We start from the raw sequence: 19,324 nt of genomic DNA on the forward strand, positions 1-19,324 counted from the left end.
CGAGCGGAGATGAGTTGCGGCTGAGAAGCGCAGCTGTGCGCATGCACAGTGAGCATCGCAGGCCGAAAATCGCTACGCACAGTAGATTTTTCATGGCGTTTTTTTTAACGGCGGCGCACCAACTGGTAAGCGCGGCCCAGGTAGCCGATGGCGCCAAAGCCGCTCCACACGTGCACCAGGCGGGTGAACGGGAAGATGACGAACAGCGACATGCCCATGAACAGGTGCAGCTTGAAGACCAGCGGCGCGTCGACGATGAAGCTGGCCGCGTCGGCGCGGAAGGTGACGATGTGCTGCGCCCATTGCATCAGCAAGACCATCATGTGGCCATCCATGTGCGAGGCGGAGACAAAGATCGACGACAGACCCAGCAGCAAGGTCAGCAAAATCCACAGCATCACCAGCTTGTCGCCGGCCGTGGTGACGGCGCGCAGCCGGTCATTGGAAAAGCGGCGCGCCAGCAGGATCAGCAGGCCGACCAGGCACAGGCCGCCCATCACGCCGCCGGCCGCCATGGCCACGCCCTGCTTCAGGCTGTGCGACACGCCCAGGGTGTCCCACACCCAGACAGGGGTCAGCAAGCCGGCCGCATGGCCGAACAGCAGGCCGATGATGCCGATATGGAAAAGGATATTGCCCAGGCGCAGGCTGCCGCGGTGCAACAGCTGGCTGGAATCGGACTTCCACGTGTATTGCTCGCGGTCGAAACGGATCAGGCTACCGAGAAAAAAGATGGCCAGCGCGATGTACGGATAGATGCCGTAGACGAATTGATGCAGGTAATGACTCATGATGTACTCCTCTTCATGCGGACGCCGTTCAGGCGGCGCGCCGCGGCTGCGGGTGAAAATGCACGGGATGGACGCCGCCCGCGACCTGGCCATGGCCTTGGCGCAGCAGCGGCTCGACGCCGTCCGCACCTGGACCGAAGGTTTCCAGCGCTTCGTCCATGTCGCGCACCGGCGGTTCGGCCAGCGTTTCTGCCGCCACGGGGCTCAGGCGTTCGAGCAGGGTGAAGACAGGCGCATACGGGCTGCCGTTGGCCGCCAGCTTGCGGCCGATATGCGCCAGCACGTGCACGGCGTCGCCCAGCAATGGCGCGGCAGCCGCCTCGTCGAGCTGCGCCAGGAACTCCAGGAACAGCGGCACGAAGTCGGGCAAGTCGTCGCCCACCATCTGCAGGCCGTGGCGCTTGTATTCCTCCATCAGGTCGACCATGGCCTGGCCCCGGTCGCGCGATTCGCCGTGGATATGCTCGAACAGGTGCAGCGAGTGCGAGGGATTGCGGTCGAAGGTGGCTACGTACTGCTGCTGCAGGTCGATCAGGCTGCTGCTTTCCAGGTGCGCCAGCAAGGGCCGCAGCAGCGCGTGCTGTTCCGGCACGGCCGCCAGCGCGGCATCGAGCTGCGGCAGGTGGGCGATCAGCTCGGGCTCCGGATACAGCAGCAGGCGCGAGAGGATGTGATAGTGGTTCATGGCGTAGTCCATATGAGCTCCTTAAGCGCCTGGCGCCGTTTTGCGCGACTTCGGCATCTGCATGAAGATGGCCGAACCGTGTTTTTTCTTGCCGAACAAGGTCGGCTCGCTGACTCCGTCCGAGCAGCCATTGCCGAAGCTGAAGCCGCAGGAACCCTTCTCGTTGAAGCTGTCCTCGGCCATTTCCTTGTGGCTGCTGGGGATGACGAAGCGGTCCTCGTAGTTGGCGATGGCCATGATGTGGTACATGTCCTCCACCTGCGCCTGGGTCAATCCCACCTGCTTGAGCACCGTCAGGTTTTCCACCTTCTCGACGGTCTTGCTGCGCATGTAGGCGCGCATGGCCAGCATGCGGTCCAGCGCCGAGACGATGGGCGGCTGGTCGCCGGCCGTCAGCAGATTGGCCAGGTACTGCACGGGAATGCGCAGGCTTTGCGTATCGGGCAGCATGCCGTTCACGCCCAGCTTGCCCGATTCGGCGGCCGCCTGGATCGGCGACAGCGGCGGCACGTACCACACCATCGGCAAGGTGCGGTATTCGGGATGCAGCGGGAACGCCACCTTCCACTCGACGGCCATCTTGTAGACGGGCGACTTGACGGCAGCTTCCAGCCACAGGTCGGGGATGCCCTGGCGGCGCGCCTCGGCGATGATGGCCGGGTCGTGCGGATCGAGGAACAGGCCGAGCTGCGCCTGGTACAGGTCCTGCTCCTGCGGCACGGAAGCGGCGGCCTCGATCCTGTCGGCGTCATACAGCAGCACGCCCAGGTAGCGGATGCGGCCCACGCACGTTTCCGAGCACACGGTAGGCTGGCCCGCTTCGATGCGGGGGAAGCAGAACGTGCACTTCTCCGCCTTGCCGGACGACCAGTTGTAGTAAATCTTCTTGTACGGGCAACCGGAAATGCACATGCGCCAGCCGCGGCACTTGTCCTGGTCGATCAGCACGATGCCGTCGTCTTCGCGCTTGTAGACGGAGCCGGACGGGCAGGACGCCACGCACGTCGGATTGAGGCAATGCTCGCACAGGCGCGGCAGATACATCATGAAGGTGTTCTCGAACGTGCCGTACATCTCCTTCTGCATGTTGTCGAACAGCTTGTCCTTGCTGCGCTGGGCAAATTCGCCGCCCAGGTCATCTTCCCAGTTCGGGCCCCACTCGATCTTTTCCATCTTCTTCCCCGTCAGCACGGAGATCGGACGGGCCGTCGGCGGCGTCTGCGACAGCGGCGCGCTTTGCAGGTGCTCGTAGTCGTAGGTGAACGGCTCGTAGTACTCGTCGATGGCGGGCAGGTTCGGGTTGGCAAAGATATTCGCCAGGATTTTCAAACGGCTGCCCTGGCGCGGCTCGATCTTGCCTGCATCCGTGCGGCGCCAGCCGCCATTCCACTTGTCCTGGTTTTCCCACTGCTTCGGATAGCCGATGCCCGGTTTCGTCTCGACGTTGTTGAACCATGCGTACTCGACGCCGTCGCGACTGGTCCACACGTTCTTGCACGTGACGGAACAGGTGTGGCAGCCGATGCACTTGTCCAGGTTCAGCACCATGCCGATTTGCGCTCTGATTTTCATACTATGCTCCTTCTTCCTGCAACGGGCCTTCGAGCCAGTCGACCTTGTTCATCTTGCGCACCAATACGAATTCATCGCGGTTGGAGCCCACCGTGCCGTAATAATTGAAGCCGTAGGCCAGCTGGGCGTAGCCGCCTATCATGTGCGTCGGCTTGGGCACGGCGCGCGTCACCGAGTTATGGATGCCGCCCCGCTTGCCCGTCATCTCCGCGCCAGGCACGTTGATGATCTTTTCCTGCGCGTGGTACATCATCGTCATGCCGGCCGGGATGCGCTGGCTGACGATGGCGCGCGCCGTCAGGGTGCCGTTCACGTTGAAGACTTCGATCCAGTCGTTGTCGACGATGCCGGCCGTCTTGGCGTCGATTTCCGACAGCCACACGTGCGGTCCGCCACGCGACAGGGTCAGCATGCGCAGGTTGTCCGAATACGTGGAGTGGATGCCCCACTTCTGGTGCGGCGTCAAAAAGTTCAGCGCCAGCTCCTTGTTGCCGTTCGGCTGGGTGCCCAGCAGCGCTTCCGTCGTCTTCGTGTTGATGGCCGGCTTGTACACGCACAGCCCTTCGCCGAAGTCGCGCATCCACAGGTGATCCTGGTAGAACTGCTGGCGGCCCGTCAGGGTGCGCCAAGGGATCAGTTCATGCACGTTGGTATAGCCGGCCGTGTAGCTGACTTCCTCGCTTTCCAGGCCCGACCACGTGGGCGAGGAAATGATCTTGCGCGGCTGCGCCTGCACGTCGCGGAAGCGGATGCTGTCATGCTCGCGCGGCAGCGCCAGATGCGTGTGCTCGCGTCCCGTGATGGCGGACAGCGCGGCCCAGGCTTTCACGGCCACGTGGCCATTCGTTTCCGGCGCCAGCGACAGGATCATCTCGGCCGCATCGATGGCCGTATCGAGGCGCGGCTGGCCCTGCGACACGCCTTCTTCCAGCACCGTGCGGTTGATACCGCGCAGCACGTCCACTTCATGGCCCGTTTTCCAGGAAATGCCCTTGCCACCATTGCCGATGCTTTCCAGCAGCGGGCCGATCGACGTGAATTTCTTGTAGACGTCGCGGTAATTGCGCTCGACCACCGTCATGTTCGGCATGGTCTTGCCGGGAATCGCCTCGCATTCGCCGGCGCGCCAGTCCTTGGGATCGAAAGGCTGGCCCAGTTCGCCGGGCGTATCGTGCATCAGCGGCGTGAGGATGATGTCTTGCTGGGTGCCCAGCAGCTCGCCGCCGATTTCCGAGAATTTCTCGGCGATGCCCTTGTAGATTTCCCAGTCCGACTTCGATTGCCACAGCGGCTGCACGGCTTCCGACAGCGGATGGATGAACGGATGCATGTCCGACGTATTCAAGTCGTCCTTTTCATACCAGGTGGCCGTCGGCAGCACCACGTCGCCGTACAGGCAGGTGGTCGACATGCGGAAATCCAGCACCACCAGCAGATCGAGCTTGCCTTCGGCGGCCGGGCGCACCTTCACCTGCTGCGGTTTCAGGCAGTCGTCTTCGTCGCTGAGCAAGCCGTTCTGCGTGCCGAGCAGGTATTTCAGGAAGTACTCGTGGCCCTTGCCCGAGCTGCCGAGGATATTCGAACGCCAGACGAACATATTGCGCGGGAAGTTGGCCGCATTGTCCGGGTCGTCGCACGAGAACTGCAGCTGGCCCGCCTTGATCTGGTCGAGCGCATACGCGGCCGGCGCCTGCCCCGCCCCCCTGGCGGCCTTGGCCACGTCCAGCGGATTGGTTTGCAGCTGCGGCGCCGATGGCAGCCAGCCCATGCGCTCGGCCTTGGCGTTGTAGTCGAGCAGGGTCAGGTCGCCCGTGCCGCCGGCCGCCGATGGCGAGGCGATGTCGCCCGTTTCCAGCTTTTCATGGCGCCACTGGCTCGTGTGCGCATAGAAGAACGAGGTGCCGTTCATCTGGCGCATCGGACGCACCCAGTCCTGGGCGAAGGCCAAGGGCGTCCAGCCCGTTTGCGGACGCAGCTTTTCCTGGCCCACGTAATGGGCCCAGCCGCCGCCCGACTGGCCGATACAGCCGCACATCATCAGCATGTTGATGATGCCGCGGTAGGTCATGTCCATGTGGTACCAGTGATTCAGGCCGGCGCCCACGATGACCATGCTCTTGCCGCGCGTCTGGTCGGCGTTTTCCGCGAACTGGCGCGCCACGGTGATGACGTCGGCGCGTTTCACGCCCGTGTGCTTTTCCTGCCACGCGGGGGTGTACGGCACGTCGTCGTCATAGCTTTCCGCGACATTTTCTCCGCCGAGGCCACGGTCGATGCCGTAGTTGGCCAGGGTCAGGTCGAACACGGTGGTCACCAGGCCCGTCGTGCCGTCGGCCAGGCGGATGGTTTTCACGGGCACCTTGCGCAGCAGCATGTCGGCCGCGTCCTTGCCGCCGAAGTAGGCGAAACCCACTTCCGTGACGGCGTCGCTGTCGTTGATCATGGACAGCATCGGCACGATGGGCGCGCCGCTGCCGCCCGCCTTCTGTTCCAGGTTCCACTTGCCCGACTCGCCCCAGCGGAAGCCGATGGAGCCGGCCGGCGCCGTGATCGCCCCCGTGCTTTCGTCGATGACGAGGGTTTTCCATTCCGGGTTGTTGGTCTCGTCGAGGTTGTTGTCCAGGTGCGAGGCGCGCAGGAAGTAGTCGGGCACCAGCGTGCCGTTATGCTCCTTGAGCAGTACCAGCATGGGGAAATCCGTGTACTGGCGCGCATAGTCGCGGAAGTAGGCGCTCTGGCCTTCCGCATGGAATTCCTTGAGGATGACGTGGCCCATGGCCAGCGCCAGCGCGGCGTCCGTGCCCTGTTTCGGCGCCAGCCAGATGTCGCCGAACTTCACCATTTCGCCGTAGTCTGGCGAGATGGCCACGGTTTTCGTGCCCTTGTAGCGCACTTCCGTGTAGAAGTGGGCGTCGGGCGTGCGCGTCATCGGCACGTTCGAGCCCCACACCATCAGGTAGGTCGAGTTGTACCAATCGGCCGATTCCGGCACGTCCGTCTGTTCGCCCCACACTTGCGGGCTGGCCGGCGGCAGGTCGCAGTACCAGTCATAGAAGCTCAGGGCCACGCCGCCGATCAGCGACAGGTAGCGCGTGCCGGAGGCATAGCTGACCATGGACATGGCGGGAATCGGCGAAAAGCCGACGACGCGGTCCGGGCCGTATTTCTTGATCGTCAGCGCATTCGCGGCGGCGATGATCTCGTTCGATTCGTCCCACGTGGCGCGCACGAAGCCGCCCAGGCCGCGGATGGACTTGTACTGCTGCGAGCGCACGGGGTCCTGGCTGATCCAGTCCCAGGCCGTGACGGGGTCCATGGTCTTGCGCGCTTCGCGCCACATTTCCATCAGGCGGCCGCGCACCATCGGGTACTTCACGCGCTGCGCCGAATACACGTACCAGGAATAGCTGGCGCCGCGCGGGCAGCCGCGCGGTTCATGATTGGGCAGGTCGGGACGCGTGCGCGGGTAATCGGTTTGCTGGGTTTCCCAGGTGATCAGGCCATTCTTGACATACACCTTCCAGCTGCACGAGCCGGTGCAGTTCACGCCATGCGTGGAACGCACGATCTTGTCGTGCTGCCAGCGCTGGCGGTAGGCGTTTTCCCAGGTACGGTCTTCATCGACCACGGTGCCGTGGCCGTTGGAAAACGGCTCGGCGGGCTTGCTAAAAAATTTAAGGCGGTCCAGAAAGTGACTCATGCTACCTCCACATTGCGCCGCGGACAGCGGCGCCAGGTCTTAAGAAACGCTGCAAGCACGATGGCTCAAGCGTCGATACCAACAGTCTAGCGATGCGCCCTGCGCGGCGGTATTGGCAAGAAGTCGGTTTCCGGCACCAGGAATGCATAGGCGCGTAGTCACCCGGATAGTCACTATTGCCTATGGGCGGCACGCGCGCGCTGCGGTATACCTGTCGCCATCATTCAACCAGGAGGAAAGCCATGCCCATTACCGATTACGCCAGCCTGCTGCGCAGTGCCCGCACCCAGGAACAGCCGCAACGGCTGCTGTTCACGTTTACCCAGGCGCAGGCCCAGCCTGGCGGCCTGGGCAAGTCACTCACGCCCGTGATGTGCGCCGACAAGCTGCCCGATGAACTGGACAGCTTTGAAAAACTCACGGAGGAATCGAAGCAGATGCAGACGCACTGGGACGTGGTCTTCGTGGCGGGACTGGCGGGCCGGGACGGCCAGCCGCCCGCGCCGCAGGAATGCGAGGCGCCGCTGCGCGCCATGGTGACGGCCATCGAGCAGGGCCGCATCGACAGCCTGCTGGCGTTCGACCGCAGCGGCGATTTGCTGCGTTTCAGCTGAGGGAACTTGTCGGATGACGCCCTACCGGCTAATCCGACCTGCCTTGCGTAATTGACGGAAGAATGTCGCGACGTAGGTCGGATTAGCGCGGCAACGCCGCGCGTAATCCGACACCTCTACCTGGCCGCATCCGGCCACGGCCGCTCATGCAGGTGGCGCGCCCGCTCGATGGGACAGACGAGGGGCAAAAACTGCTGCTGGCGCGCCGAGTACGCCATCAGCGCCCCGCTGTCGATATCGAAATACCATCCATGCAGTTTCAGCACGCCCTGTTCCACCCGGCGTTTCAGCCAGGGATAGGTGAGCAGGTTGTCCAGCGACTGCAATATGCTGGCCAGCTCGCACGCATGATGCTGTTCCGCCGACGAGCGGTGTCCGAGGTCGCGCCGCACGCGCTGCGCCACCGGTTCGGCGATGCGCATCCACTGTCCCACGAAGTCCGTTTCCTGCCCCTGCGCGCGCGGCTGCGGCTCCAGCAGCGCGCGGATGCCGCCGCAGCGCGCATGCCCGAGCACGATGACCCTGGCCACTTCGAGCTTGCAGACGGCAAACTCGATGGCCGAACTGACGCCGGGCGGCGCATCGGGGGTACACGGCGGCACCAGGTTGGCGATATTGCGCACGACGAACATGTCGCCCGGGTCGCTGCCCGTCAGCAGCATGGGATCGACGCGCGAATCGCAGCAGCCGATCAGCAGGGTCGAAGGCCGCTGCCCGTCGCGCAAGCTGTCGTACAAAGTCTGCGGCTCGCTGAAATACTGCTGCTGAAACAGGCTGAAGCCGTTGACGAATTTTTCCAGTTCTTCCATCACATACTCTCATTTCCTCAACGCCTGGCAAGACCGGCTTGCCAGGCATGCCAACTTTAGCAAGGCATAGGCGCATTCTTGCGCGCATAGCACCACCAGGTAATCGCGATGCAGCTGGCGTAGAAGCCGATGAAGCACCACAGGGCCGCGTCGGGGCTGCCCGTCATGGCGATCGAGGTGCCGTAGCTTTTCGGGATGAAGAAGGCGCCGTAGGCCGCCACGGCCGACGTGAAGCCCAGCACGGCCGCGCCTTCCTTGTTGGCGTCGACGATGGCCTGCTCCTGCGCCGCCTTACCCTTGCCGGCCGCGGCGCGCTGATGCTCGGTCAGGAAAATCACGGGGATCATGCGGAAGGTCGACGCATTGCCGATGCCGGTGCCGGCGAACAGCAGCATGAACATCCAGAAGAAGCCATTGAAGTTACCGCCAACGCCGCCTTGCGGCATGAAGTACAGCACGCCCAGCACGGCGCCTATCATCAGCAGGAACGACCACAGGGTGACACGCGCGCCGCCCAGCTTGTCCGAGATCACGCCGCCGGCCACGCGCGCCAGCGCGCCCACCAGGGGACCGAGGAACGCGTAGTCGAGCGGATTGACGTCGGGGAACTGGATCTTGATCAACAGCGGAAACGCGGCCGAATAGCCGATGAAGGAACCGAAGGTACCCGTGTACAGCCAGCACATGAGCCAGTTGTGCTTGCGCTTGAAGATCACGGCCTGCTCGGAAAACGAAGCCTTGGCCGACGCCAGGTCATTCATGCCGAACCAGGCCAGCAAGGTGGAGAGTGCAATGAACGGCACCCAGATGAAGCCCGCATTCTGCAACCACATGTCCTTGCTCACGCCATTCTTGACCCAGGTCAGCGCATCGCCGCCCCAGGCGCCGAAGACGGCAAACGTGATCACCAGCGGCACGACGAACTGCACCACCGAGACGCCCAGGTTGCCCAGGCCCGCGTTCATGCCCAGCGCGAAGCCCTTGCTCGCCTTCGGATAGAAAAAGCTGATGTTGGCCATCGACGAGGCGAAATTGCCGCCGCCGAAGCCGCACAGCAGCGCCAGGATCAGCATCGTCGGATAGCCCGTGTTCACGTCCTGCACGGCCAGGCCGATGCCGATGGCGGGGATCAAGAGCGAGCCGGTGGAAATGGCCGTCCAGCGCCGGCCGCCGAAGATCGGCACCATGAACGAGTAAAAGATGCGCAAGGTGGCGCCGGACAGGCCCGGCAAGGCCGTCAGCCAGAACAGCTGGTTGTTACTGTAGGTGAAGCCGATGTTGGGCAGGTTCACCACCACCACGCTCCACACCATCCACACGGCGAACGCCAGCAGCAGTGCGGGAATCGAAATCCACAGATTGCGCGCGGCCGTGGCCTTGCCCGTGCTTTGCCAGAAGCTCGGTGTTTCCGGCTCCCACGTATTGATCATGTAGCGGCTCATGTTTTTACTCCTGCAGGTTGATTGGTAGTGGCCGCGCGCAGCGGCTTGAACGAGAAATGCATCCAGACGAGCGAGACGCAGACGGTGCCGTACAACAGCATGAAGGCGCTCGAACGCACGCCGGTGAAGTCGACCAGGGCGCCGAACATCACGGGCAGGATGAAGCCGCCGAGGCCGCCGGCCAGGCCCACGACGCCCGAAACGGCGCCGATGTTGTCGGAAAAATCATCGCCGATGAACTTGAAGACGGACGCCTTGCCCACGGCCATGGCGATGCCGACGATGAACAGCAGCACGGTGAACCACAGCGGCGACAGGCCGATATGGAAGGCCAGCGGCCCCGTGACGGTTTCCACCACCATCTGCGTCTGCGGGTACGACAGCAGGAAGAAGCACACCCAGCACACCCACATCACGGCCCAGGTGACTTTCGCCGCGCCGTATTTGTCCGAAATCCAGCCGCCCAGCGCGCGCAGCACGCCGCCCGGCAGCGAGAAGCAGGCGGCCAGCAGCGCCGCGTGGCTCAGGTCGAAGCCGTACTCGGCCACGTAGTACTTCGTCATCCACAGCGCCAGCGCCACATAGCCGCCGAACACCACCGAGTAGTACTGGCAGTAGCGCCACACGCGCGGGTCCTTCAGCACCTTCATCTGCGCCGAAAAGCTCTCGCCCGATGGCGCCAGGTGCGATTTGTCCGTGTACGAGAACAGCCAGAAGATGACGGCCGTGGCCAGCATGGCCACCGCATACACCTTGGGCAGCATCTGCCAGCCGAAGGCGGCGACGATGCCGGGCGCGACGAACTTGGTCAGCGCGGAACCGGAGTTCCCGGCGCCGAAGATGCCCATGGCCAGGCCGCGGCGCTCCTTCTCGTACCAGCGCGCCACGTAGGGCGTGCCGACGGAAAACGAACCGCCCGCCAGGCCCACGAACATGCCCAGCAAGAGGAAATGCCAGTAGGCGGTGGCGTAGGCGATCAGGTAGATCGGCACCACGCTGGCCAGCATCAGCAGGAAGAAGACGCGGCGTCCGCCGTATTTGTCCGTCCAGATGCCCAGCGGCACGCGCACGAGTGAGCCCGTCAGCACGGGCATGGCGGCCAGCAGGCCGAATTGCGTTTCAGTCAAGCCCAGGCTGGTCTTGATGGGGATGCCCAGTACGGCGAACATCATCCATACCGCGAAGCAGATCGTGAAGGCAAAGGTACTGCTGACCAGCACGGACGCCTGCTTGCGCCGCATGCCCGGTTCGGCTGCCTTGTTGTTGTTACTGTTCTTGTTAGTGCCATCTAGGGTAGCCACGATGTTTCTCCATGAATGCACTGGCCGTCTGGCCAGCCGTCCCGACCAGCTTACGTGCCAGCCGCGAAAGGCACTATCGGCCACAGGGTGATTCTGGAAAGGCAATCTGGATAGCCGCATCGGCAAAAGTGACTAGGCGATGGGGAATGGACCTAGCCAGGATGGCGGGGGATTTTACAAAACGCCGCGTTTTTGGCACACTCGGCGCCTGGAGAAAAAGGAGCGGCATGGAGCACAGCGGCGCAGCAGACGAGACCATCACCCGCGCGGCGGCATCTGGCGATGTGGAAGCCATGCTGGCCTGCGACGCCTACGCGCAGGCGCACGCCGCCCGCGGCGAGGCCGTGCGCGCCGCCGTCGGCAAGGGACACTGCCTGCTCGCCACGCGGGCCGGCCAGGTCGCCGGCTATGTGCTTCTGCACGACGACTTCTTCGGCTACGGCTTCATATCCCTGGTGGTGGTGTCGCCCGCGCACCGGCGCCTGGGCGTGGGAGAGCGGCTGCTGGCAGCCGCCGTGGCAGCGTGCCCGACGGAGAAAATGTTCACTTCGACGAACCGGTCCAACCTGGCCGCGCAACGGCTGTTCGCCAGCGCCGGCTTTGTGCGCAGCGGCCGGATCGAGCATCTCGATGAGGGCGATCCGGAGCTCGTGTATGTCAAATTCCTGCGCTAGGGCCACCTTGTTCCGACGGCGTATGGCGCGCAAGGCCAAAGGCGGCTATGCTGGCGCCACTCTCAATGACGGCAGCATACATACATGGACTATCTGAGCCTCAAGCATTTCCACATGGGTTGCGCCGCCGCCAGCGGCTTTCTGTTCCTCCTGCGCGGCGCCTGGATGCTGCGCGCCTCGCCCGCGCTGCAGCAGCGCTGGGTGAAGGTGCTGCCGCACCTGGTCGACACGGCGCTGCTGCTCAGCGCGGTCACGCTGGCCGTGTGGAGCGGCCAGTCGCCGGGCAGCCAGCCCTGGCTGGCCGCCAAGCTGTGCGCGCTGGTGGGCTACATCGTGCTGGGCACCATCGCCCTGAAACGCGGCAAGACGCCAGCCGCACGCGGCGCCGCGTTCGCCGGCGCCGTGCTGCTGTTTGCCTACATCGTCGCCGTGGCCGTCACCAAGCAGGCCTGGCCATTCTGATCGATCAGAAGATGTAGCGCAGGGTGACGCTGGCATTGCGCGGCGCGCCCCAGTAAGCCTGGTTGTACATGCCGATCTGGCTGTAGTAATGCTTGTCGAACAGGTTGTTGATGTTCGCCTGCAGCGACAGCTGGCGCGACAGCGCGTATTTCGCCATCAGGCTGGCCACGGCGTAGCCGCCCTGCGCCACGCGTTCGACGCCCTGCGGTCCCGTGGCATCGCGGTAGGCGCCGCTCTGCCAGTTCACGCCGCCGCCCACCGACAATGCGCGCCACCCGCCAGGCAGCTGGTATGTGGAAAACACGCGCGCCAGGGTCTGCGGCACGTAGCTGTTCAGGCGCGCGCCCTTGTTATCCTTGGCCGCCGCGTGCGACACGCTGGCCGACACGTTCCAGCCCTGCGCCAGTTCGCCCGACACGTCCAGTTCCACGCCCTTGCTGGTGGTGCCATCCGCCGCGTAATAGGCCTGCGTCAGCGAATTGCCGACGAAGTGGCCCGTATCTTCCTGCGCCAGGCCATCCTGCGCGATGCGGAACACGGCCAGCGCCGCATTCAGGCGGCCGCCGAAGTATTCGCCCTTCACGCCCACTTCCGCGTTCTTGCCCTGCACGGGATCGAGGTAGCGGCCGAAGCGGTCCTGGTTGCCCTGCGGCTTGAAGATCTTGCTGTAGCTGGTGTACAGCGCATGCTGCGCGTCGATATCCCACACCAGGCCCGCATACGGCGTGACGGCGTGCTTGGCGTAGGCGTAGCTGCCGCCCCAGTCGTCGACATGGTCCGCCTTGTAGCGGCTGTAGCGCGCGCCGACGATCAGCTTGAGCGGATCGGCCAGCGAAAAGCGCGCCGTGCCATAGATGCCGCGCTGCTGCACCGTGTCGAGCAGCTTCCAGCGGTAGAAATCCGGGTCGTTCCAGTCCGGCTCGGGTGCCACGCCCTGCCACCGGTCAAAATTGCCGTAGTCGACGCTGCCGCCCGAGATGCCGGGATTGCTGGCGAACTGGTTGCTGCCCGAGACGCCGAACGCCAGGTCGTGCGTGCGCTCCAGCCACTGGACGGGCCCCTGTACATAGGCGTCGACGCTGTCCTGGCGCCGCGTGCCCGCGTAAAAACCGGGGCTGCCCGTCACGCCCTGCCCCGTGGCCTTGTTCGGCCAGGTGTAGGCGAAGGTTTCGGCGGCCGAGTAGCTGCCCCAGCCGTGATTCAGCATGGCCGTCAGATTCCAGCCGCTGCCCAGCTCCTGCTCCAGGCGCAAAAAGGCCGTCTGGCTGGTGCTGAACCAGCGGCTCCAGGTGGCGGCCGTCGTCGCGGAGCGGGAAAACGTGGCCCGTTCGCCATCCGCATACCACAGCGGCAAGCCGCCATACATGCCGCCGCGCGGGCGGTTGTCCTGGTATTCATAGCCGGCGATCAGCACGCTGCCCGGCGCCAGGTCCGCTTCCACGGTGGCATACGCCATGGCTTTCTTGCCGTGATACAGGCGCACATACGATTCGCTGTCCTGGTAGCTGGCCACGATCCTGCCACGCACCTTGCCGTCCTCGCTCAGGGGCGTGGAGAGATCCGCGCTGGCGCGCGCATTGTTCCAGGAAGCGAGGCTCAGGGCGGCCGCGCCGGCCAGCTGCGTCGACGACGCGCGCTTGCGCACCAGGTTGATGGTGGCCGACGGCTCGCCCGCGCCCGTCAGCAGGCCGGTGGCGCCGCGCACGATCTCGACCCGGTCGTAAGCCGTCATGTCCAAGGTGCTGTCGCCCACGTTATAGGCATTGTCGACCGTGGTGGGGATGCCGTCGTACTGGTAGCTGGCGATGGAAAAGCCGCGCGCGAAAAACGAGGTGCGGTCGCTGTCGTAGCGGTTGATGGCCACGCCGGCCGCGTTCTGCAGCACCTCTTCCACCGTCTGCAGGTTCTGGTCGTCCATCTGCTGGCGCGTGACCACGCTGACGGCTTGCGGCGTCTCGCGCGCGGACAGGCCCAAACGCGTGGCCGAGCGCATGGTCTGCGTCGTGTACGAGCCGCTGCCTTCCGTCGCGCCATGCGCATCGGCGCTGGCGGTGACTTTCATCTCCGGCATGGTCTGGCCCGCACTGGCCGGCGCCGCTTCCAGCACAAAGCCGCCGTTCGCCTGCGGCACGGCGCGCAAGCCGGAACCGGCGACGATGGCGTCCAGCGCCTCGGGCACGCTGTAGCTGCCCGCCAGGCCGGCGCTGCGCTTGCCCGCCAGCGCTGCGGCCTGGTAGGAAATCATGGTGCCCGTGTCCTGGCCGAAGCGCACCAGCACCTGTTCCAGGGTACCGGCGGGTATCGCCACCTGCATGCGGGCGGCATTGTTTGCGTTGGCGGCCATGGCGGCGGGCGCCAGCGCCACGGCGCCGCCGGCGGCCAGCAGCCACAGGGCCTGGCTGACGGCCAGCGCGGCCACGCGGCGGCGGCATGGATGGGAAATGGAAGAGATGGAAGTCGGTGGTTTGCTCGGCATGCGGACTGTTTTCCTGAAAGTGAATGGAGGTTTCACTGTGCTTGTCACGCGAAAATCGAAAACCCCTCACTTTTTCTGGAAATATTTTATGGATGCTGGCGATGCGCCACCACCGTCACCCAGAAGCGCGTGGTCTGGCGCACGTCGACGGGCAAGGTGCGCGTCAGCATGTCGAGCACTTGCCCCGTGTCGGCCAGCGGGTAGATGCCGGAGACGCGCAGGTGGGCGATGGCCGGGTCGCACGCCAGGCGGCCATGGCGGTAGCGGGCCAGTTCGCCGATGAACTCCGGCAGCGGCATGTCGTGCGCCACCAGCATGCCGGTCGTCCAGGCATCGGCGCCGGCCGGCAGGGTTTGTGCCGCAGCGACCTGCATCGACGTGAAGCTGGCCAGCTGGCCCGCGTGCAGCCTGCGCGCCGCAGCGGGTGCACGCTCCGGTTGAATGTCGACGGCGCCTTCGAACACGCCCAGGCGGGTGGCGTCGCTGCCGGCGCGCACGGCAAAGCGCGTGCCCACGGGCTGCAAGCGGCCATGCGCCGTCTGCACGACAAAGGGACGGCCGGCCGGATCGCGCGCCGTGGCGACCATGATCTCGCCCTTTCGTACCGTCACCAGGCGCTGGCCCGCGTCGTAGCGCACGTCGATGCTGGACGCCGTATTGAGCGCGATGCGCGTGCCATCCGCCAGCACCAGGTGGCGCAGCTCGCCCGTGCCCGTACGGTAGTCGGCCAGCCAGGAAGCCGCCTGCTCGTCGCCGCCCGCCAGCCAGGCGCCGCCGCCCACGGCCAGCAGCGCCAGCAGCTTGAGCGACTGGCGCCGCGCGGCATTCGCCTGCGCATGGACGGGTTTACGCGCCAGGGTGCCGTGCGCCAGCGACGCGGGCAAGCTGCGCATGCGCGCCATGCACGCCTCCACATGCTGCCAGGCCAGTTCATTTTCCGGATCGCTGTCGCGCCAGGCGCGCCAGGCCTGCTCCACCTCGGGCGCGCAATCGCCGGCCTGCAGGCGCACCAGCCACTCCACGGCTTGCAGGCTGGCGGCGTGCGGCGTCAGGGCGCCCGTCACGGCGCCGGATGGGAAAAGAAGCACTGGTGCATGGCTTTCACCAGGTAGCGCTGCACGGTGGCCAGCGAGACGTCCAGCTCCAGCGCGATGGCCGCCTGCGGCATGCCGTCGAGCTGCGACAGCAGAAAGGCGCGGCGCACGGGCGGCGCCAGGCCGTCGAGGCGGCGGTCGATATCGCACAGGGCTTCGAGCAGGATGGCTTGCGCCTCGGGATCGGGCGCGCACTGCGCCGGCAGGCTGGCCAGGGTTTCCAGGTAGGCCGCCTCCAGGTCGCGCCGCCGGTACAGATTGCCCAGCACGCCCTTGGCCACGGTCGTCAGGAAGGCGCGCGGCTCGCGCGCGCCGATGGCGTCATCGCGGCTCAGCAAGCGCATGAAGGTATCGTGCGCCACGTCGGCCGCGTCGAAGGCGTTGCCCAGCTTGTGCCGCAGCCAGCCCTGCAGCCAGCGGTGGTGGTCGTGATACAGGCCGCCCACCTCCTGGTGGACGCCGGATTGGGCAGCCGACACGGCATTCCTCGCGCGCAAATAATAATGATTCGCATTCTAACTTGCGCAGCCCGTACCGTGCAACCGCCGCCATGGCCCGTGGCAGGCCGGCAACGGCAGCCCTGTCCGGCAATAGCCGTGACGGCGCGTGCGGCGTCCGTCGAAAAACGGCAAGGCCTGCACTCTTGACAGCCATTGCCGCCGGCCGTGGCGACAGGACGCCCTCGTGCGAGGCGCCGCATCGGCGGGCATGGCGATCAACGGCCGGCCCGCCTGCCATCGCGAACTGCGGGCGTCGCCTGAGCGGCGCCCGCACTGCTGCCCGGCTCTGCGGAGCCGGACAGGCTTATTGCATCGGCAGCGCCGTCACGTCGACGGCCGGCGCCTGGCCCGTCGCCGGCCGCGTGAAGTTCTGGTTGGTCTTCACGTAGTCGGCGAAGAAGCCGCCGTTATGCAGGTAGAACTTGCCGTTTTCCAGGCCGCCCGCGTAATCCATGCGCTGCGCATTGGTGGCCGTGGCGTCGCCCGTGAAGCGCCCCGCCGTCACTTCCGACCAGGCGCCAGCGCTATTGCGCGCCCACTGGTTACCGAACTGGACGCGGCGCTCCGTGTACCCCAGGGTGTCGATGAAGTTTTCGAGGAAGGAATGCACGCCCGTCAGGTAAGTGCTGATCGCCGGCCGCTTCCAGGTGGCGATGTAGCGCCACTTGCCCGTTTCCGGCGCAAAGAACCATGCCGAGTAGTCGCTGCCGCCGTTGCCGTCGGGCCGCGCGCGCGTGATGAAACGGTAGGTCGTGCCGGCCGCCCAGTTATACGACAGATAGGTCTGGCCGCCCGTGCCCTCGCCGCCGAACGCATTGTCGACCACGCCGGCGCCCTTGCTGACCAGGGTGGTCTTGGCGCCATTGTCCGCATCCCAGACGGAGAACAGGATCCAGCGCTCGCTGGGCGACTTGACCTGGATGCCCATGTAGCCCTGGCTGAAGCCATTGGCCATGAAGTACGAGCCGATGGCGTCCTGGCCCACGGGTATCGTCATCTCGTTGTAGAAATACTCGGTATTGGCCGGCACCGTGTAGCCCATGTGCACGGACGGTCCGCGCCGCGACCAGTAGTAATTTTCCGGGTCGTTGGCGTAATTGAGCGCGGCGCCGGACGTCACCTTCAGCGCGGCAACGTCGCCAAACGTGGCCTTCACGCGCGACAGGCCCTGCATGTCCACCTTCACATAGCCGGCTGCCGCCACGTTCACCGTGCCCACGGCATAGGTCTTGCGCGCCTTGCCGGCCAGCTTGACGTCGAACGGCGTGCCGTTGATCTTCACGCGGATGGTGCTGTTGCCGCCATCGGCCAGGCTGGCGTCCAGCGCCACCTGCACCGGCCCCGCCTCGGCGACGCGGAAATACGTGCTGGCGACGGCATTCGGATTGCTCCAGCTGGCCAAGCCTTTTTCATTGATGACGGCGCCACCGGCGCCGCTGGTGATGAAGGCATTGCCGGCCAGTGCCACGGTCGCCGGCGCGCCTGGCGCGGCCACGCTCATGGCCAGCAAGGCCGTGCCGCCCGTGTCCGTGGCCGTGGCGGTGCTGCCGCCGCAGGCTGCCAGCAACATCGGCATGGCGGGAAGGAATGCATAGAGTAATGAACTTCTGTGTTTCATCAACGTCTCCTGGTGGTGCTGCTTGCGACGGGCGTACAGGGACCTGCAGCCTGCGCCGCGGTTGAAAAACTGGGGATAGATGAAAAAACCCGCTACGGCAGGTGGCGCGGTAGCGGGTTGTCGGTGCTTAGTACTTGCCGTCGAAGGCGAAAATCGGCTTGCGCGATTTCCACTGGCCGCCCGTGAAGTCGGGGAAGTCCAGGGTCTGGAAGTTGGCGGCGATCGATTGCTCGGACAACGGCGTGATGGCGCTCCAGGTGACGGCATCGTAGATATCGATCGGCATCGGCGCGTTGGCCTTCAGCGCTTCGACAAAGGCGTGGATGACGAAGAAGTCCATGCCGCCATGGCCGGCACCCTCGGCCTGCGCCGCGTACTTGCGCCACAGCGGATGCTCATACTTGTCCTGGTAAGCCTTGAAGTCGTCCCACGCGTGCGGCTTGCTGACGCCTTCGATGTGGATGGAATTGTTCAAGTCCATCCACAGGCCGTCCGTGCCTTGCACGCGGAAGCCCAGCGAGTACGGGCGCGGCAGGCTCGTATCGTGCTGCAGGATGATGGTTTCGCCGTTTTCGCACGCCAGCGTGGTGGTGACGACGTCGCCCAGCCTGAATTTCACCTTGGCGTTCGCATGCTGCGCGCCGCCCGGCTGCTTGACGATATAGTCGTGCAAGCCGCGTGCCTTGGTGGCGAAGGCGTTGATGCGCGTGAAACGGTTGCCGCGGTTGACGTTGGTGTACATGGCGCATGGGCCGATGCCGTGGCTCGGATACAGCTCGCCGTTGCGCTCGACCGAGTGCTGCGTGCGCCAATGCGCTTCGGACCAGCCCTTTTCGCCGAATTCCACGCCGCCGCCATACGGCTTGGCCGGATTGCCGCTGTTGAATTTGACGGCGCGCAAATCGTGCTGGTAGCCGCCCTGCAGGTGCAGCAGTTCGCCGAACAGGCCGGCGCGCACCATCTGCAGCGCCGCCATCACGTCGCGGCGGTAGCACACGTTTTCCAGCAACATGTACGGCGTGCCCGTCTTCAGCTGGGTATTGAGCACATCCCAGTGGTCTTGCAGGGTGATGCCGGCCACCACTTCGCAACCGACGGGTATCTTCGCCTGCATGGCGGCAATCGCCATCGGCGCGTGGAATTCCCACGGCGTGGCGATGATCACGCCATCGAGGCCGCCCGCGTCGAGCATGCGCTTGTAGGCGTTCTGGTCGCGGTCTTCACCGTAGGTGCGCGGCCGCGGCTTGCCGGCTTTCGCCACCTGGCCCAAAGCATGCTTGAGCATGATCGGTTCGATATCGCACAGGGCCACTACTTCCACGTCGTCGCGGCGCACCAGTTCAGCCAGCAGCACCTGTCCGCGCATGCCCGTGCCGATCATGCCGAGGCGGACCTTGTCGCGGCCGCCGGCGGGGGCGGCAACGGCGTCGCCGGGCAGCAGCGCGCTGCCGGCCATGGCGCCACCGGCCAGCGCTGCGCTGGCGGACAGGAAATTGCGTCGATTGAATTGTGTCGTCATTAGTCTCTTCTCACTCCGTTGGTAATTGCCGGGCGCCCGCCAGGCCGGCACGGGCGCCCATGGATCC

At 65.2% G+C, this 19,324-nt stretch carries 15 protein-coding genes; 3 read left to right on the top strand and 12 right to left on the bottom strand.

Annotated features, from left to right (window positions below):
- Positions 1-104 precede the first annotated feature (104 nt).
- Genes narI through YQ44_RS13555 form a run of 4 tightly spaced genes read right to left on the bottom strand, consistent with a single transcriptional unit; the run spans position 105 to position 6,748 of the window.
- Positions 105-791, bottom strand: coding sequence for a respiratory nitrate reductase subunit gamma (gene narI, locus YQ44_RS13540; RefSeq protein ID WP_071323824.1), 687 nt, complete (start codon positions 789-791; stop codon positions 105-107).
- A gap of 28 nt (positions 792-819) precedes the next feature.
- Positions 820-1,488: a nitrate reductase molybdenum cofactor assembly chaperone gene (narJ, locus tag YQ44_RS13545; protein WP_232251283.1), complete on the bottom strand. Its 669-nt coding sequence runs from the start codon at positions 1,486-1,488 to the stop codon at positions 820-822.
- 9 nt (positions 1,489-1,497) lie between these two features.
- Entirely contained in the window at positions 1,498-3,048 is a 1,551-nt protein-coding gene (gene narH / locus YQ44_RS13550; protein WP_071323825.1) for a nitrate reductase subunit beta, read from the bottom strand.
- 1 nt (position 3,049) lies between these two features.
- Positions 3,050-6,748, bottom strand: a complete 3,699-nt coding sequence (locus YQ44_RS13555) for a nitrate reductase subunit alpha (protein WP_071323826.1) — start codon at positions 6,746-6,748, stop codon at positions 3,050-3,052.
- 242 nt (positions 6,749-6,990) lie between these two features.
- Here YQ44_RS13555 and YQ44_RS13560 point away from each other — a divergent pair, with 242 nt between their 5' ends.
- Positions 6,991-7,362: a ribonucleotide reductase subunit alpha gene (locus tag YQ44_RS13560; protein WP_071323827.1), complete on the top strand. Its 372-nt coding sequence runs from the start codon at positions 6,991-6,993 to the stop codon at positions 7,360-7,362.
- 116 nt (positions 7,363-7,478) lie between these two features.
- Here the strand turns inward: YQ44_RS13560 and YQ44_RS13565 are convergent, their stop codons facing one another.
- The 3 genes from YQ44_RS13565 to YQ44_RS13575 are packed head-to-tail and all read right to left on the bottom strand — an operon-like array spanning position 7,479 to position 10,854.
- A complete protein-coding gene (locus YQ44_RS13565; RefSeq protein WP_071323828.1) occupies positions 7,479-8,171 on the bottom strand; it encodes a carbonic anhydrase in 693 nt (230 codons plus the stop codon).
- Between the two features lie 56 nt (positions 8,172-8,227).
- Positions 8,228-9,613 (bottom strand): NarK family nitrate/nitrite MFS transporter, encoded by a 1,386-nt coding sequence (locus YQ44_RS13570; RefSeq protein ID WP_071323829.1) that lies wholly within the window; start codon positions 9,611-9,613, stop codon positions 8,228-8,230.
- A complete protein-coding gene (locus YQ44_RS13575; protein ID WP_071323830.1) occupies positions 9,610-10,854 on the bottom strand; it encodes an MFS transporter in 1,245 nt (414 codons plus the stop codon). Before YQ44_RS13575 ends, YQ44_RS13570 begins: the two co-directional genes overlap by 4 nt.
- A gap of 287 nt (positions 10,855-11,141) precedes the next feature.
- On the opposite strand from YQ44_RS13575, the gene YQ44_RS13580 reads away from it, so the two are divergent.
- Together YQ44_RS13580 and YQ44_RS13585 are read left to right on the top strand one after the other, a co-directional pair.
- Entirely contained in the window at positions 11,142-11,588 is a 447-nt protein-coding gene (locus YQ44_RS13580; RefSeq protein WP_071323831.1) for a GNAT family N-acetyltransferase, read from the top strand.
- An 84-nt stretch (positions 11,589-11,672) separates the two neighbouring features.
- Entirely contained in the window at positions 11,673-12,050 is a 378-nt protein-coding gene (locus YQ44_RS13585; protein ID WP_071323832.1) for a SirB2 family protein, read from the top strand.
- Positions 12,051-12,054: 4 nt separating this feature from the next.
- On the opposite strand, the gene YQ44_RS13590 is transcribed toward YQ44_RS13585, so the two are convergent.
- The 5 genes from YQ44_RS13590 to YQ44_RS13610 form a co-directional block, all read right to left on the bottom strand.
- Complete coding sequence (locus YQ44_RS13590; protein ID WP_071323833.1) at positions 12,055-14,526, bottom strand: TonB-dependent siderophore receptor; 2,472 nt, start codon at positions 14,524-14,526, stop codon at positions 12,055-12,057.
- An 86-nt stretch (positions 14,527-14,612) separates the two neighbouring features.
- On the bottom strand, positions 14,613-15,614 hold the full coding sequence (locus YQ44_RS13595; protein WP_071323834.1) for a FecR domain-containing protein: 1,002 nt from the start codon (positions 15,612-15,614) through the stop codon (positions 14,613-14,615).
- Positions 15,587-16,099, bottom strand: coding sequence for a sigma-70 family RNA polymerase sigma factor (locus YQ44_RS13600; protein WP_071323835.1), 513 nt, complete (start codon positions 16,097-16,099; stop codon positions 15,587-15,589). Before YQ44_RS13600 ends, YQ44_RS13595 begins: the two co-directional genes overlap by 28 nt.
- 325 nt (positions 16,100-16,424) lie before the next feature.
- Complete coding sequence (locus YQ44_RS13605) at positions 16,425-17,738, bottom strand: DUF3472 domain-containing protein (protein WP_071323836.1); 1,314 nt, start codon at positions 17,736-17,738, stop codon at positions 16,425-16,427.
- A 127-nt stretch (positions 17,739-17,865) separates the two neighbouring features.
- Complete coding sequence (locus tag YQ44_RS13610) at positions 17,866-19,257, bottom strand: Gfo/Idh/MocA family protein (protein ID WP_071323837.1); 1,392 nt, start codon at positions 19,255-19,257, stop codon at positions 17,866-17,868.
- Positions 19,258-19,324 lie beyond the last annotated feature (67 nt).

Origin of the sequence: Janthinobacterium sp. 1_2014MBL_MicDiv, assembly GCF_001865675.1 — a bacterium.
Lineage (GTDB): Bacteria > Pseudomonadota > Gammaproteobacteria > Burkholderiales > Burkholderiaceae_D > Janthinobacterium.